The sequence below is a fragment of the Aquirufa avitistagni genome, assembly GCF_042715545.1.
Classification (GTDB): domain Bacteria; phylum Bacteroidota; class Bacteroidia; order Cytophagales; family Spirosomataceae; genus Aquirufa; species Aquirufa avitistagni.
Map to the genome: position 1 here is coordinate 350,095 of NZ_JBBKXZ010000003.1, position 15,229 is coordinate 365,323.

A 15,229-nucleotide genomic window follows, 5' to 3' on the forward strand; every position below is an offset into this window, starting at 1 on the left:
ATTGTTCACGAAGAAGCATAACAACATGTTTAATCCAAGAATAAAATTCATTTTCGTAGCCAGTATAGTAGCAGGATTAATGTCTTGTGGATCTGACCCAAATGATACAGGAACTGAATTCGCTCCTAATATGTATCATTCAGTTGGATACGAACCCATGAGCCAAACAGCAGGTGACTCTAATACCATTAACCCATTAGGCATGAACATGCGTTTGCCAGTTAAAGGTACTGTTTCACGTAAGTCTTATACAGGTTCAGATAGCTTAAAGCAAGCATTTTTAACGCAAGAGCTAACCGCTAAAGCAATTCCTACGGATAGCATCTCATATTCTGAGAAGTCACTTTTTAATCCAATTGCCGCGACTCCGGAAAACATTGAGGCAGGTAAATTACAGTACGAGCGTTTTTGCCAGCACTGTCATGGAGAGACTGGTAAAGGAGATGGTTTAGTAGCCAAAGCGTACAAAGGTGTTCCCGTGTATTCAAGTGATGCATTAAAGACTATGAATGATGGACACATCTACCATGTAATCACGCACGGAAAAGGCAGAATGTGGGCACATGGATCACAAATATCTTCTGAAAACAGATGGAAAATCGTGTTGTATGTACACGAATTGCAAAAACAATAATTCAATCAATTAAAATTAAATAGAGATCAAGATGGCGGGACATTCACATTTTTCCCCAGCAAACGTTGAAGAGCATTTTGAATTCAGTTCTGAAGGCAAAAAAAGAATTATTTATGCTTTCATCGCTGGATTAGCAGCTTTACTACTAGGCATTTACCTATTATCTAAAGGAGAGTCTGGTGGACATGAAGTAGCCAATGCAGGACACGAAGCAGTAAAAGCAGGACACGAAGCAGCTGCAGAGCATGTTTCAGGTGGAGCAGTTTCACACCAAGCATCTGCAGAAGAGCATTATGATTGGACTAATCGTATTTGGGCCAACGTATGGTTGAATGCGGTTTTCTTTACAGGTATTGCTGTAGTAGGTATGTTCTTTGTTTCTTTACAATACTTGACAAAATCAGGTTGGTCTTCTGTCATGAAGCGTGTGCCTGAGGCATTCCCTAAGTTCTTATATATCACATTGCCGATTTTGATCGCCGTATTCTTATTCAAAGGAGATGTAATCTTCCACTGGATGCACCATGGTGTAACGGAAGTAGGAAGTGAAAACTATGACAAAATCATTGCTGGTAAATCGGGCTATTTAAATAAGAATTTCTTCTTGATTCGCTTAGTCGTTTTCGGTGGATTATGGATTCTTCTTTGGAAGATGTTACGTAAAAAATCGTTAGAAGAGGATTTGAATGGCGGAACAGAATATTTCAATCAGTTAGTAAAAATTGGTACTGCATTCATCGTGATCTTCGGTGCATCTAGTTCAATCTTTGCTTGGGACTGGGTGATGTCAATCGATACGCACTGGTTCTCAACGATGTTTGGATGGTACATGTTCGCTTCATGGCATGTAACAACTTATGCGGTAATCGTATTAGCCATCTTGTACTTGAAGGACAAAGGTTTGATGGCCTATGTAAACGAAAACCATTTACATGATTTGGGTAAGTTTATGTTCGCATTTTCTATCTTCTGGACCTATGTATGGTTTGAGCAATTTTTATTGATTTACTATGCAAACTTACCTGAGGAAACCATCTACTTCTTAGAGCGTTGGGAAGGACACAATAAAATTTACAAAACTTCAGAAATTTTAATGGTTTTGCTAAACTTCTTCTTCCCTTTCTTAGTTCTAATGACACGTGATGCGAAACGTACACGCTTGTTCTTAAAAATAGCTGCATTCATGATTATTGTGGGTCATTACATTGACTTTTACCAAATGATTATGCCTGGTGTAGTTGGTAAACATGGCGGTTACGGTTTAGTAGAATTTGGAATGGTTACGGTGTTTGCTGCTGCATTCATTTATATTATTTCAGATGAGTTGACAAAAGCTTCTTTAGTTGCGAAGAATCACCCATTCTTACCAGAAGCATTACATCACGATATTTAATATTTGGCATACGACTTAACTTAATTATATATGAATTTCCTAATTGGTCTTTTATCCATCGTTTTCTTCATCCTTGCAATCTCTGTGATTGTGAAAAGTATGAAGATTAACAAAAACTTATCTGAAGCAGAAGACCCGAATACTGCGGCAGATTCGTCTAACAATATCAATGCTTATGGTATGCTTGCATTTTGGTTCTTCGGAACCGTTGCAGGAGTATGGTCATTCAATGCAAGTGCTCCAGATTTCTTACCTGAAGCAGCTTCTGCGCATGGAATAACAACAGATAAAATGTTCTGGATTTCTATGTCAGTAGTTACGCTAGCGTTTTTTGTAACAAATACGTTATTGTTATTCTTTGCTTATAGATATCGGTACAACAAGAATAGAAAAGCTACATTCTATCCTGTTAATCATAAGTTAGAATTAATTTGGACGGTCATTCCAGCTGTAGTTATGGCAATCCTAGTTTTCTCTGGCTGGAGAACATGGCGTGATATTACGTCTCAAGCTCCAAGCGATGCTGTAGTTATCGAAATTACAGGTCATCAGTTCGGCTGGTACGTACGTTACGGTGGTACAGATGATAACCAACTAGGTAATTACAACTACAAGTTAATCGACGAGACAAACAACATTGGTATTGATTTCACAGATAAGCATTCATTTGATGACTTTACTGCTACTGAACTACACTTACCAAAAGGTAAGCCAGTACTTTTAAAGATTCACGCACAAGACGTATTGCACTCTGTTTACTTGCCGTTTCACCGAGTTAAAATGGATGCGGTTCCAGGGATGCCTACTAAATTTTGGTTTACGCCTACCGTTTCTACAGATGAAATGCGTGCCAAATTGGGTAAAAAAGATTTCAACTTTAAGTTGAACTGTACAGAGGTATGTGGACGTGGACACTTTGGTATGGCGATTACCGTCTTTGTGGATGAGCCTGCTGATTACAAAAAATGGTGTGCTGAGCAAAAGCCATTTTTGGCAACAAATCCAGCTTACCTAGCTAAGGTCCCTGAGAATTTAAAAGCGAAAGCGGCTAAATATATTCCTGCTGAACCTATTTCAGTAGATTCAACAGCTACAGAAGCTGTAAGTGTAAACTAATTAATCGAACAGAAGAAAGAAAAAATAATTCCTATGTCAACTGCAATTTCACACGCTGAAGAAGTTCACACACACGCACATGATCACGAGCACGAGCATCATGAGCCAAATTTCATCCAGAAGTATATCTTCTCGGAAGACCATAAAACGATTGCTAAGCAGTACCTGATTATGGGTATTCTGTGGGCGTTCATTGGAGGTTCACTTTCAATCATGTTCCGTTTGCAATTGGGTTTTCCAGAAATGCAATTGGAGTGGTTGCGTCCTATTTTAGGTTCTTGGATCGACGAATCGGGTAAAATTGACAAAGAATTTTATTTAGCCCTTGTGACCATGCATGGTACCATCATGGTATTCTTTGTATTGACAGCAGGTCTATCTGGAACATTCTCAAACTTTTTGATTCCATTACAAATTGGTGCACGTGATATGGCCTCAGGATTCATTAACATGTTATCCTTCTGGTTCTTCTTCTTGTCATCAGCGATCATGTTTTCATCCTTGTTTATTGAAACAGGTCCTGCATCAGGTGGATGGGTAATTTATCCTCCATTAAGTGCATTGCCACAAGCGATGCCTGGATCAGGATTAGGTATGACATTATGGTTGACATCGATGGCGTTTTTCATCGTATCATCTTTGATGGGTGGGATTAACTATATCTGTACTATCATCAACTTGCGTACACGTGGTATGACATTTACGAAAATGCCATTAACGATCTGGTCATTCTTCTTTACTGCAATTTTAGGTTTGTTGTCATTCCCAGTATTGTTGTCGGCTGCATTGTTGTTGATTTTCGACCGTAGCTTTGGTACTTCGTTCTATTTATCTGAAATCTATATTCAGGGACAAGCATTGCCAAATGTAGGTGGATCAGCGATTTTATATCAGCACTTATTTTGGTTCTTAGGACACCCAGAGGTATATATCGTATTACTTCCTGCGTTGGGTATGACGTCAGAAATTATTGCTACAAACGCACGTAAGCCTATCTTTGGATACCGTGCGATGATTGGATCATTAATGGGTATTACGGTCCTTGCGTTTATCGTTTGGGCTCACCACATGTTCGTAACGGGTATGAATCCTTTCTTAGGATCTGTATTTATGTTCTTAACATTGATTATCGCAGTTCCTTCTGCAGTAAAAGCGTTTAACTACATTACGACGCTTTGGAAAGGTAACTTGATCTTTACGCCAGCGATGTTGTTCTCAATCGGTCTAGTATCGTTGTTTATTTCAGGTGGTGTAACGGGTATTATCTTAGGAAACTCTGCGTTGGACATCAACTTACATGATACATATTTCGTTGTAGCTCACTTCCACTTGGTTATGGGTTCTGCATCATTCTTTGGATTGATGGCGGGTGTATATCACTGGTTCCCTAAAATGTTTGGTCGTATGATGAATAAAACATTGGGATATATTCACTTCTGGGCAACCTTCGTAGGTGTATATGCGGTATTCTTCCCAATGCACTACACGGGTATTGCAGGTTTCCCTCGTCGGTATTATTCATTTACAGCATTAGGTAATGATGGACAAAACGCATTTACAGACTTGAACCAGTTCATAACTGTTGCTGCGATTTTAACCTTCTCATCACAAGCTATATTCTTCTTTAACTTCGTTTATTCGATATTTAAAGGAAAGAAAGCGACTGAAAATCCTTGGAATTCAAATACACTTGAGTGGACAACTCCAGTAGATCCAGGACACGGTAACTGGCCAGGCGAAATTCCAGCGGTTTATCGTTGGCCTTACGATTACTCAAAGCCAGGTGCTGAATCGGATTTCATCCCGCAGCATATTCCTTTCTCTGCAACTCCGGAATCAAATCTACCGGAAGAGAATGAGGAAATTGCCAAAGAAAAAGCAATCGAAAGTTTATTAGCTGCTCAGAACGAGAGTTATAACCGATAGAAAAACCAAATAAAGGGGATGCATCGAAATGAGTTTCATTTGGATGCATCCTTTTTTTAGCTCCACACATGACATTTCAGCGATTCGGCTACATCACACTTTTCTGCCTTTACCTATTGGTATTAGCTGGCGGAATCGTACGAAGTACAGGGTCGGGAATGGGATGCCCGGATTGGCCACGTTGTTTTGGCCAATGGGTTCCACCTACACATGCTTCTGAACTACCCCTGAATTACCAGGAAATTTACCAGGAAAAGCTGCATGGTGAAATCGAATTCAATGCCACAAAAACGTGGATTGAATATCTAAATAGACTACTTGGTGCATTAACTGGCTTATTCATGGCGATCACTACATTGTTGGCATGGAAAGAATCTAGACGCACATTTCTCTACACTTTTGCAGCTTTCGTATTAGTTATGGCTAATGCCATCTTGGGCAAATATGTGGTTGATTCATTCCTGTTACCGGGTGTGGTAACCGCTCACATGTTACTAACCACAGGGGTTCTATTTTTCCTGCTTAAAGCCCTAAACAATTCGGCTAAAATCCATGTTTTAACTTCGAAGGTTCGTTCATGGATTTTAATCAATGCAGTCATCATTTTTGCTCAAATACTATTAGGTACGCAGGTAAGAGAGAACATGGATCACGTGATTGTTAACCTAGGTTATGGTGCTAAAAATTTATGGATAGATCAGTTAGATATGATCTATATCATTCACCGTACCTTTTCATGGCTGATTTTGCTTAGTCATCTGTATCTATGGAAGCTAATACCTATGGGAGAATCTGATTTCATGCAATACAAAAAAGGATTTGTTGGCTTAATCAGTCTTTCACTCCTATCAGGCGTCATCATGGCCTATATCGCGCTTCCATTGGGAAGTCAGCCGATACATTTGGCTAGCTCACTCTTGTTATTAGGATTGCATATTCACGCGTGGCAACGAACTGAAAGAGCATGATGCAGGTAAAACCTTATATTGACCTATTGAAATCGAGACTCTCGATTACTGTTGCTTTTTCGGGAACATTCGGCTATGTTTTATCCCCAGGTAAACATGAATGGTGGGGTATTTTGCTGATTACCTTGGGAGGGTTTTTATTAACGGGTGCTGCCAATATTGTTAATCAATTAAAGGAAATAGAATTTGACAAATTAATGAAGCGGACGGCTAAACGTCCCCTACCTACACAGACGCTCACGCCCAAGCAAGCCAATATCTATGGTCTAATGGTGGCCATTGTCTCCTTGTTGATTCTCTTAAGTTTTAATTGGAAGGCCGCAGCATTAGGTTTGCTTTCCTATTTTTTATACGGCTATGTGTATACTCCCTTAAAGCGCGTTGGCCCCATTTCCGTATTCGTAGGCGCCTTCCCGGGTGCATTTCCTCCGATGATTGGTTGGGTCGCAGCAACAGGCCATTTCGGTTGGGAACCTGGAATCTTATTTGCTATCCAATTTTTTTGGCAATTTCCACATTTCTGGGCGATTGCATGGGTGGCGGATGCTGATTACAAGAAAGCTGGATTTAAGATGCTGCCTAATGATGGCAAGAAGGATTTAAAAACAGCATTTACGATCATGATCTATACGTTGTTCCTAATCCCATTAGGCTTCTTACCATACCTGATGCAGATGACGGGGATTACGTCGACAATTATTGCGGTAACAGCTGGAATTTTATTTTTAAGTCAAACGTTTTACTTGATGATGAATCCCACCGACAAGGCTGCTCGGTGGATGATGTTCGGATCATTTATTTATTTGTTAGTAGTCCAAATTGCCTTTTTATTTGATAAAGCATAAATCATGAAAACAGAACAAGAATTACTTGAAGCGCAAACGCCTCGATCCGTGAATCCTAAAATTTTCACGATGTGGTTATTTATCGTTTCCATCGTAATGCTCTTTGCAGCCTTTACGAGTGCCTATTTAGTGCGTAAAGCAGAAGGAAACTGGGTTGAATTTAACCTGCCGGACTTATTTTATTACAGTACAGGGGTATTGATTGCCAGCAGTATTTCCATGCACGCTGCATTAATTGCTGCAAAAAAAGACCAATTTAATGCCCTTAGATTAAGTATTTCTATTACTTTTGTGCTCGGATTGCTCTTTTTAGTAATGCAATATTACGGGTGGTCTCAATTAGTTGAGATGAACGTGTATTTCGTGGGTAATCCGTCAGGTTCTTTTGTCTACGTATTTTCAGGTCTGCACGGACTACATTTAATCTCCGGATTAGTAGTTTTATTAGTTGCCTTAGTAGCTGCATTCCGATTGAAAATTAATGCGAAGGCATTGACGCAAATTAAAATTTGTTCCACCTATTGGCATTTTTTAGATGCTTTATGGGTTTATTTATTTTTATTTTTATTGATTAACAATTAAGCTTATACCTATGTCAGTAGCACACGCTGCCCCAGCGGTTCCAGAAAATTTAACATGGCAAGGGGGTTCTGAACCTCTAAAAGCAAGTTACGGTAAATTGATGATGTGGTTTTTCCTTCTATCGGATACATTCACATTCTCCGCACTTTTGATTACTTACGGAATGATCCGTTTTAGCCAACCAGCTTGGCAAGGAACTCCGGATGATTTTTATTTCTCTACGACACATTGGCCTATTCCAGAGAAGGTTTTCGAAGCTGTTCCATTTTTACATGGTATCTCCTTACCGTTAGTATTCGTTGGAATCATGACATTTATTTTGATTGCATCATCTGTAACCATGGTATTAGCTGTGGAAGCTGGTCACCGTGGCGATCGTAAGGATGTGGAGAAATGGATGCTTTGGACAATTGTAGGTGGATTTACCTTTTTAGGATCTCAAGCTTGGGAGTGGACACACTTTATTCATGGTCCTGAAGATTTATCTTTAGCTGCTAAGCAAGTAATCGATGGGGTAATTACTCCCATTGAAGGAGCTAATTTGGTTCGTAACCCGTATGGCCCTCCAGCTTTTGCAGACTTATTTTTCTTCATTACTGGATTCCACGGAACGCACGTATTCTCAGGTGTAATTTTAAATATCCTTATTTTCTTTAATGCCGCTACAGGAGTTTATGAGCGTAGAGGTCATTATGAAATGGTGGAGAAAGTAGGCCTTTACTGGCACTTTGTTGACCTTGTTTGGGTATTCGTATTTACCTTCTTCTATTTAGTTTAATCTTAACATTGATTTATATATGGCTTCGCACGTAGCTCACGAAACCTCTGAAAAGGAAATTCCAGCACCCAATACCGGTGCTATTTGGAAAACATTTTGGATCTTATTGATCTTAACGGCAATCGAATTCGTTATTGCCTTCACCATGCCAGCAAACACATTACGTGTAGCAATATTTTGTGGTATGACAATCGTAAAAGCCTTCTATATCGTAGGTGAATTCATGCACTTAAAGCATGAGGTTAAATCACTTATTTGGGCGGTACTTATACCAACCATCTTCGTCGTTTGGCTTTTGATCGCGTTGATTTACGAAGGCGGCAACATGTATTAATGGGGTAACCCCTACCACACAATGAATAAAAAGACAGGCATTTTATTAATGACATTAATAGTGCCTGTCTTTATCTATTTAGGCCTAAAGCTTTTTGGCCAAAATCATTACAGTCTACCGCGCTACATCCCAGCTATTGACTCCACGACCGGTGAAATCAAAATGGCCAAGCGCCTCCATCAGCGCTGGAATGAATCCGAATTAGATACCGTTTTCCAGACAATCCCATCATTCAACTTAACGGATGAACAAGGCAAGGCATTTAGCTCGGAAAATCTGAAAGGGAAAATATATGTAGCTAATTTCTTCTTTACCCGTTGTGGGACAATTTGTCCAAAAATTACCTCGCAGGTTAGCCGGGCTACTGATACCTTCATCAGAGATCAAGACATTCGATTTATTTCCATTTCAGTAGACCCTAAATTCGATGCGCCTGAGAAGCTAGCAGCCTACGCCAAACGGTTCGATGCAGACAGCACACGTTGGTCTTTTTTAACGGGAGATAAAAAAATCATTTATCCTTTAATTTTGAAAGGCTTTCATGTTCCCTTGGCGGATGCCTCTGAATATGACGCTGCCATTAAGAATCCAGATGAAACATTTATCCATTCAGAACGTTTAGTACTGATAGATAAGGCTGGAGTCATTCGTGGTTTTTACGATGGGACGGATAAAAAAGAGGTAGACCGACTGATCGTCGAGATAAAGGTCTTAAAAAGTATATATTCAACAGAAAATTAACATGCGTACGATTTCTCAAAACCCACAAAACGATAAGCTAATCAATATAGTTTCGATAGCTATCCCATTGGCAGTTGCGGCACTGATCGGCATACAAATCAAACTTCCGTTGGGGGAATGGACTAAAGTATTACCCCATGTGATTGGGTTTTTAAATACCACTACAGCCATTTGTTTAATCTTTGGGTTCATTGCGATTAAATCTAAAAACATCAGCGGTCATGAGACCGCGATGAAGTTGGCCTTTGCCCAAGGTGGATTATTTTTGGTGCTATATATTTTATATCATATCTCAAATCCATCTACTCCCTACGGAGGTACTGGTTGGACTAGACCAGTTTATTACTTCTTTCTGATAACACATATTGTATTGTCGATTGGCGTAGTTCGTTTAGTCTTGTATGCGATTTATCAAGCCTTAACAAATCAAATTGAAGCGCACAAAAAAACAGTTAAATGGGCTTTCCCCATCTGGCTATATGTTTCTCTGACAGGTGTGATTGTTTACCTTATGATTTCTCCTTTTTATGTGTAAGCGAATTATATTTTTCTTAATCGTTTTTTTGCTTTTCCAACTAGATGGGGTGGCGCAATGTGCCATGTGCCGGACGACTGTGGAAAGTACGATATCAAATGGTCGATCAAATATTGCGACAGGGCTGAATACGGGTATTTTGTATTTATTAGCTGCGCCTTACTTGCTCGTGGGCGTTATCGCATGGATGTGGTTTCGTCAGAGTAAAAAAGAACAGTTGGCCCGTATCTCCAAATGGCAATTACGCCAAAAGGTGTCCCAGCTATTAAGTAAGCAAGCCTAATCCCAGATTGGATATTGCGTTAATTTGATTGCCTCCCCAAAAAACTGTTTGGTTGATTGCTCGAAAGATTCTGTGTAATCTGATACATAGAATTGCCGACTACCTGTGGGTCCTGCAGCCAATAAATCTTTTTCAGTCAGCATCTGTTTGATGGCTTCGGCTACGATGATGGACGTGTCGATGACTGAGATGCTCCCTTGATAATAATCTTCTATTTGCTTTTTGATCAACGGATAGTGTGTGCATCCTAGAATCAATCCGTCGATACCGCTGAGCGTTGGATTAGCTAAATACTCTTGAATAATTTGCTCTGAAATCCGATTGTTGAAAAACCCTTCTTCAATCATGGGCGCTAATAGTGGAGTTGCCAGAGACTGCACGTGAATATTTTTATCAAGCTCCGCTGCCTTGCGCGCATAAATTCCAGAGTTTACGGTTTGTTTGGTCCCAATAAGGCCTAGCTTTTTGTTTGACCAGTCATGATCCAGGTATTGAATGACTGGATCGATGACATTCACAACAATGGCTTTTGTTCCTACGTAAGCCTTCACTAAATCATAGGCCGCTGCGGAAGCTGAATTGCAGGCAATTAATATCAGTTTACAGTTTTTCTCTAACAGTAAATTGCAAATCTTAACGGAATATGCTTGGATCGCAGTGGCTGATTTGTCGCCATAAGGCAAGTGCGCGGTGTCCCCAAAATAGATGATGGGTTCATTGGGCATAAGTTCGGTTATGGCATGAGCTAAGGTGAGTCCCCCAATTCCACTATCAAAAATTCCGATGGGTGCAGCGTTTGGCATAAGTCTAAAATAGAATGTAAATAACGGGAATTTGGTATTCTTTTCAAACCCACGCAACCATTTAGACATTTTTACCATCTTTGCGGTCGGATTCATTAATTCACCAGCATTGACAGACGTTTTACCTTCCCAAGCTAAAGAGATCGAATGGGTTCGATTATGCCAAAAGCAGGATCGAAAGGGGCAGTATGCTGTTTATCAGCATTATGCAGGTAGAATGATGGCGGTCTGCAGGCGCTATTTAGGCCAAAGCCCCGATGCCGAAGATGCGTTGCAAGAAGGATTTATGAAAGTGTTTACGAAGATTGATCAGTTTACGGAGGGAAAAAGTTTTGAAGGGTGGATTCGCCGAATTATGGTCAATGAATCGCTGATGAAAATAAGAAAGAATGGATCGATTTATTTAAAAGATATTGATGAGACATGGGATGTAGGTCAGCCGGCAGATGCATTAATGCATTTGACGACGCAAGAAATTGAAATGTTAATTGCCGATATGCCAGATGGCTATCGTACCATATTTAATTTATATGCGATTGAAGGATATAGTCATCCAGAAATTAGTCAAATGTTACATATATCCGAGGGGACCTCGAAATCGCAATTATCACGCGCAAGAGCATTACTTCAAACCAAAATGAAAAACGTAGCGGTATGAAAGACAAAAACAAAATTACCTGGGAACACGTGGAAGCCCAATGGCGTGGCCAAATGGCGCAGCAAGAAGAGCCTGCTCCAGCCTTTAATTGGGATCGATTAGATGCAACTAACTCGCGGCCAATCATACCGTTATGGCGTAGGGTTGCTCAGAGTCCATGGGCTTGGGCGGCAGTGCTTGGTTTGTCGATTGGCTTGAATTGGCAAAATGTAGAAACTGCTCAAACCGTGTTACCAACGGTTGCTGTCACTCAAAAGCAGATTGAGGAACCTTCTGAGCAGTTGGTTTCGAAACAAGATGCCCCTAAAGTGCGTGCGCAAACGATCAAGCCTGTTGGCATAGCCACTAAACCTGCTGACAACTCACCCGTGGCCGTTGAAGAAATCGCCGTGGCGAAAGCGGTGGATTTACCAAAAGCAGTTGAAACAAAAAATGAAGAAGAGGTCATACTGGTACGCATAGACATTGATCCTATTGAAGAAAGGAAGGCAATGCAAGTAGCAGAGACCGTTGAAAAGCCCGTGAAAAGAAAGCGAAATTTGCTGGGGCAAATTTTCCGTCAAGTAATTTCGGGCGAGCCTGGTGGCTGGCGTGAGATAGCTAATTCAAATGATAAATTAAGTGATGGTATTCACTTGGTGGCTAATACCGTAATTCGAACAGAACAATCCGTAAAACAAACATTACAATTTCAATAAATAAAATATGAAAAACCTACTACTAATGACATGCCTTTTAGTTAGCCAAGGGCTTTGGGCAAAAAATACAAATGATAGCTTATTGCTTAAGATTGATAAGCGTGATCAAAAAATTATCGGTGCGAAAGCAGATTCGAAAAAGACCTTACGGGAAGAACTTGAAGGTGTCTTTGAGAAAAAGGGCTTAGTGCTGACGGATAGTTTGTGGCAACAAATTAGAACAGTCATCAAAACGGATTCGGATGGAGATAGCAGTATTTCTGTTCGGATTGGGAATAGTTCGGTGAAGATTGGGATCCTAAAGTCCGGCGTTAACTATAAATCTGAAATTAGGACGAAGGCCAAACCAGGTGGTGTTACCATTGAATCTACGGGTAAAGACGAAGTGCGGGTAGGCTGGAATGGGATTCATGTGAAAGATGGGAAGGAAGAGGTACATGTGGATTGGAATGGTGTACATGTGAAGGAACCTAATGGGGAAGAAACGAAAGTGATTTGGGGGAGAGATTCAACAAAAACACAATCAAAAGATAAAAAATCGAATTTGTATGAACGAAAAGGATTTAATGTCTACATAGGACTCAATGGATTAACTGGAAAAATGCCTGAGAATGTAATAGCCATTTATCCTAGTCCCTACTTAAATTCTGATCCAGAATTAAAGCCACTAGGTTCAAGATTTGTGAGTTTAGATTTTACACATGCGGCAACGATAGCTCGCGGCAAAAAAAGTGCGTTTAAATTGGGCTATGGTTTTTCATTTGATTGGTACAACTTCATGTTTGATCACAATCGGGTGGTTACCAAGGCAACATCCGCTACGAATTTCCAGCCGATATTGGACACGAGAGGAGACGAGGTCGCGTTGAAGAAAAATAAATTGACTGTATCCTACATTACGCTTCCGATTGTACCACATGTTGTATTCAATAAGCAATCGGCCATTAAAATGATTGGATTGGGGGGATATGTTAGTTACCGATTGGATAGTTGGACCAAAACGATTGAGGAAAAGAGTGATGACTTAGCGAGAATTGGATCTAATTTCAATTTAAATCAGGTAAGATATGGCGTAAAAGCGGAAGTGGCATTACGACATGTAGGTGAGTTGTTCTTTAATTATGATTTAGCACCACTATTTCAGAAGGGAATGGGTCCAGAATTAACTGCATTTAGCTTCGGATTTAAACTATAATTAAAATTTATCACATTTTTTTTGACGAGAGTTTTGCGGAAATCAAAAAAGGAGCTACTTTTGCGAACTATTTCAGTAAAACGTTCTACTGGAATGCAGAATTTCGGGGATATACCAGAGCGGCCAAATGGGGCAGACTGTAAATCTGCTGGTGAATGCCTACGGTGGTTCGAATCCATCTGTCCCCACATTCTTTTAATGATTTAAGTTCTTTTTACAGGAGAATTTATAAGCGGGAGTAGCTCATTTGGTAGAGCGATAGCCTTCCAAGCTATAGGTGGCGGGTTCGAGCCCCGTCTCCCGCTCGAATAAAAATGTTGCTTAGGAGGATTCCCCCTAGGTGATATTTTTGTTATGTTAAACCAAAAGAGGTTTGATTGTGGCCGCAAGGTAATTGGCCTTTGTAGCTCAGTGGTAGAGCACTTCCTTGGTAAGGAAGAGGTCGGCAGTTCAATCCTGCTCAAAGGCTCTAACACAGATTATTTGAAAGAGTAATCATTTGAAATTGTAACATTTGAATTTTTTATAAACTAATTAAGAACTAAATAATCATGGCAAAAGAGAATTTTGACCGAAGTAAACCCCACGTTAACATTGGTACAATTGGCCACGTTGACCACGGTAAAACAACTTTAACAGCTGCTATCACTAAAGTTCTTTCTGAAAAAGGTCTTGCTGAGAAGAAAGATTTCTCTTCCATTGACTCTGCTCCAGAAGAAAAAGAGCGTGGTATCACGATTAACACGGCTCACGTTGAGTATTCAACAGCTAACCGTCACTATGCACACGTTGACTGTCCAGGTCACGCGGATTACGTGAAGAACATGGTTACTGGTGCTGCTCAGATGGACGGTGCTATCTTGGTAGTTGCTGCAACTGACGGACCAATGCCACAAACTCGTGAGCACATCCTTTTGGCTCGCCAAGTAGGTGTACCTCAATTGGTAGTTTTCATGAACAAAGTGGACATGGTAGACGATCCAGAATTATTAGAATTAGTTGAAATGGAGATCCGTGAGCTTCTTTCATTCTACGAATTCGATGGTGATAACATTCCAGTAATTCAAGGATCTGCTTTAGGTGGATTGAACGGAGATGCTAAATGGGTAGCTACAATCGATGCGTTAATGGATTCAGTTGATTCTTGGATTCCACTTCCAAAGCGTGATGTTGATAAGGCATTCTTGATGCCAGTTGAAGACGTATTCTCGATCACTGGTCGTGGTACGGTTGCAACAGGTAAAATTGAGACTGGTGTTATTAACTCAGGTGAGGCAGTTGATATCTTAGGTATGGGAGCTGAAAACTTAAAATCAGTAGTAACTGGTGTTGAGATGTTCCGTAAGATCTTAGATCGTGGTGAAGCTGGTGATAACGTAGGTTTATTGTTACGTGGTATTGAGAAAACTGATATCCGTCGTGGTATGGTAATCTGTAAGCCAGGTTCAGTGAAGCCTCACACGAAGTTCAAGGCTGAGGTTTATATCTTGTCTAAAGAAGAAGGTGGACGTCATACTCCATTCTTTAACAAATACCGTCCACAATTCTACTTCCGTACAACAGACGTAACAGGAGAAATCTTATTACCTGCAGGAGTTGAAATGTGTATGCCTGGTGATAACTTAACAATTGATGTTACGTTATTGAACGCAGTTGCTATGGATAAAGGTTTACGTTTCGCGATTCGTGAAGGTGGCCGTACTGTAGGTGCTGGTCAGGTAACTGAAATCTTAGACTAAT

At 40.3% G+C, this 15,229-nt stretch carries 17 protein-coding genes and 3 tRNA genes; 19 read left to right on the forward strand and 1 reads right to left on the reverse strand.

The features are described 5' to 3' along the window. Window positions 1-25 precede the first annotated feature (25 nt). From U0R10_RS09995 to U0R10_RS10050, 12 genes are all read left to right on the forward strand, one after another. Window positions 26-634, forward strand: coding sequence for a c-type cytochrome (locus tag U0R10_RS09995; RefSeq protein ID WP_377983829.1), 609 nt, complete (start codon window positions 26-28; stop codon window positions 632-634). Between the two features lie 31 nt (window positions 635-665). Next, entirely contained in the window at window positions 666-2,027 is a 1,362-nt protein-coding gene (locus tag U0R10_RS10000) for a quinol:cytochrome C oxidoreductase (protein ID WP_377983830.1), read from the forward strand. A 30-nt stretch (window positions 2,028-2,057) separates the two neighbouring features. Continuing rightward, on the forward strand, window positions 2,058-3,143 hold the full coding sequence (locus tag U0R10_RS10005) for a cytochrome c oxidase subunit II (protein WP_377983831.1): 1,086 nt from the start codon (window positions 2,058-2,060) through the stop codon (window positions 3,141-3,143). A 33-nt stretch (window positions 3,144-3,176) separates the two neighbouring features. Further along, window positions 3,177-5,069, forward strand: coding sequence for a cytochrome c oxidase subunit I (locus tag U0R10_RS10010; RefSeq protein WP_377983832.1), 1,893 nt, complete (start codon window positions 3,177-3,179; stop codon window positions 5,067-5,069). Window positions 5,070-5,137: 68 nt separating this feature from the next. Next, the gene (locus U0R10_RS10015; protein ID WP_377983833.1) at window positions 5,138-6,037 is read left to right on the forward strand and encodes a COX15/CtaA family protein; all 900 of its coding nucleotides are present in this window, start codon (window positions 5,138-5,140) and stop codon (window positions 6,035-6,037) included. Beyond that, complete coding sequence (gene cyoE / locus U0R10_RS10020; protein WP_377983834.1) at window positions 6,034-6,882, forward strand: heme o synthase; 849 nt, start codon at window positions 6,034-6,036, stop codon at window positions 6,880-6,882. Before U0R10_RS10015 ends, cyoE begins: the two co-directional genes overlap by 4 nt. A 3-nt stretch (window positions 6,883-6,885) precedes the next feature. After that, the gene (locus U0R10_RS10025) at window positions 6,886-7,464 is read left to right on the forward strand and encodes a cytochrome c oxidase subunit 3 (RefSeq protein ID WP_377983835.1); all 579 of its coding nucleotides are present in this window, start codon (window positions 6,886-6,888) and stop codon (window positions 7,462-7,464) included. A gap of 10 nt (window positions 7,465-7,474) precedes the next feature. Beyond that, the gene (locus U0R10_RS10030) at window positions 7,475-8,242 is read left to right on the forward strand and encodes a cytochrome c oxidase subunit 3 (protein ID WP_377983836.1); all 768 of its coding nucleotides are present in this window, start codon (window positions 7,475-7,477) and stop codon (window positions 8,240-8,242) included. A gap of 19 nt (window positions 8,243-8,261) precedes the next feature. Next, a complete protein-coding gene (locus U0R10_RS10035; protein ID WP_377983837.1) occupies window positions 8,262-8,576 on the forward strand; it encodes a cytochrome C oxidase subunit IV family protein in 315 nt (104 codons plus the stop codon). A 21-nt stretch (window positions 8,577-8,597) separates the two neighbouring features. Then, window positions 8,598-9,317 carry an SCO family protein gene (locus U0R10_RS10040; protein ID WP_377983838.1) on the forward strand — a complete coding sequence of 240 codons (720 nt, stop codon included), beginning with the start codon at window positions 8,598-8,600 and terminating at the stop codon, window positions 9,315-9,317. A 1-nt stretch (window position 9,318) separates the two neighbouring features. Next, window positions 9,319-9,852 (forward strand): DUF420 domain-containing protein, encoded by a 534-nt coding sequence (locus tag U0R10_RS10045; protein ID WP_377983839.1) that lies wholly within the window; start codon window positions 9,319-9,321, stop codon window positions 9,850-9,852. Between the two features lie 28 nt (window positions 9,853-9,880). Continuing rightward, the gene (locus tag U0R10_RS10050) at window positions 9,881-10,135 is read left to right on the forward strand and encodes a hypothetical protein (RefSeq protein WP_377983840.1); all 255 of its coding nucleotides are present in this window, start codon (window positions 9,881-9,883) and stop codon (window positions 10,133-10,135) included. Here U0R10_RS10050 and murI read toward each other — a convergent pair. Continuing rightward, a complete protein-coding gene (gene murI, locus U0R10_RS10055) occupies window positions 10,132-10,938 on the reverse strand; it encodes a glutamate racemase (RefSeq protein WP_377983866.1) in 807 nt (268 codons plus the stop codon). The genes U0R10_RS10050 and murI overlap by 4 nt on opposite strands. Window positions 10,939-11,047: 109 nt before the next feature. Between murI and U0R10_RS10060 the strand changes: the two genes are divergently transcribed. From U0R10_RS10060 to tuf, 7 genes are all read left to right on the forward strand, one after another. Beyond that, complete coding sequence (locus tag U0R10_RS10060) at window positions 11,048-11,596, forward strand: RNA polymerase sigma factor (protein ID WP_377983841.1); 549 nt, start codon at window positions 11,048-11,050, stop codon at window positions 11,594-11,596. Further along, window positions 11,593-12,294, forward strand: a complete 702-nt coding sequence (locus U0R10_RS10065; protein ID WP_377983842.1) for a hypothetical protein — start codon at window positions 11,593-11,595, stop codon at window positions 12,292-12,294. The genes U0R10_RS10060 and U0R10_RS10065 overlap by 4 nt, the downstream gene beginning before the upstream one ends. A gap of 7 nt (window positions 12,295-12,301) precedes the next feature. Next, entirely contained in the window at window positions 12,302-13,489 is a 1,188-nt protein-coding gene (locus U0R10_RS10070) for a porin family protein (RefSeq protein WP_377983843.1), read from the forward strand. 105 nt (window positions 13,490-13,594) lie between these two features. Then, a tRNA-Tyr gene (locus tag U0R10_RS10075) sits at window positions 13,595-13,677 on the forward strand. Between the two features lie 44 nt (window positions 13,678-13,721). After that, window positions 13,722-13,794, forward strand: a tRNA-Gly gene (locus U0R10_RS10080). 92 nt (window positions 13,795-13,886) lie between these two features. Continuing rightward, window positions 13,887-13,958 (forward strand) — tRNA-Thr (locus U0R10_RS10085). A gap of 82 nt (window positions 13,959-14,040) precedes the next feature. After that, window positions 14,041-15,228, forward strand: a complete 1,188-nt coding sequence (gene tuf / locus U0R10_RS10090; protein WP_377983844.1) for an elongation factor Tu — start codon at window positions 14,041-14,043, stop codon at window positions 15,226-15,228. Window position 15,229 lies beyond the last annotated feature (1 nt).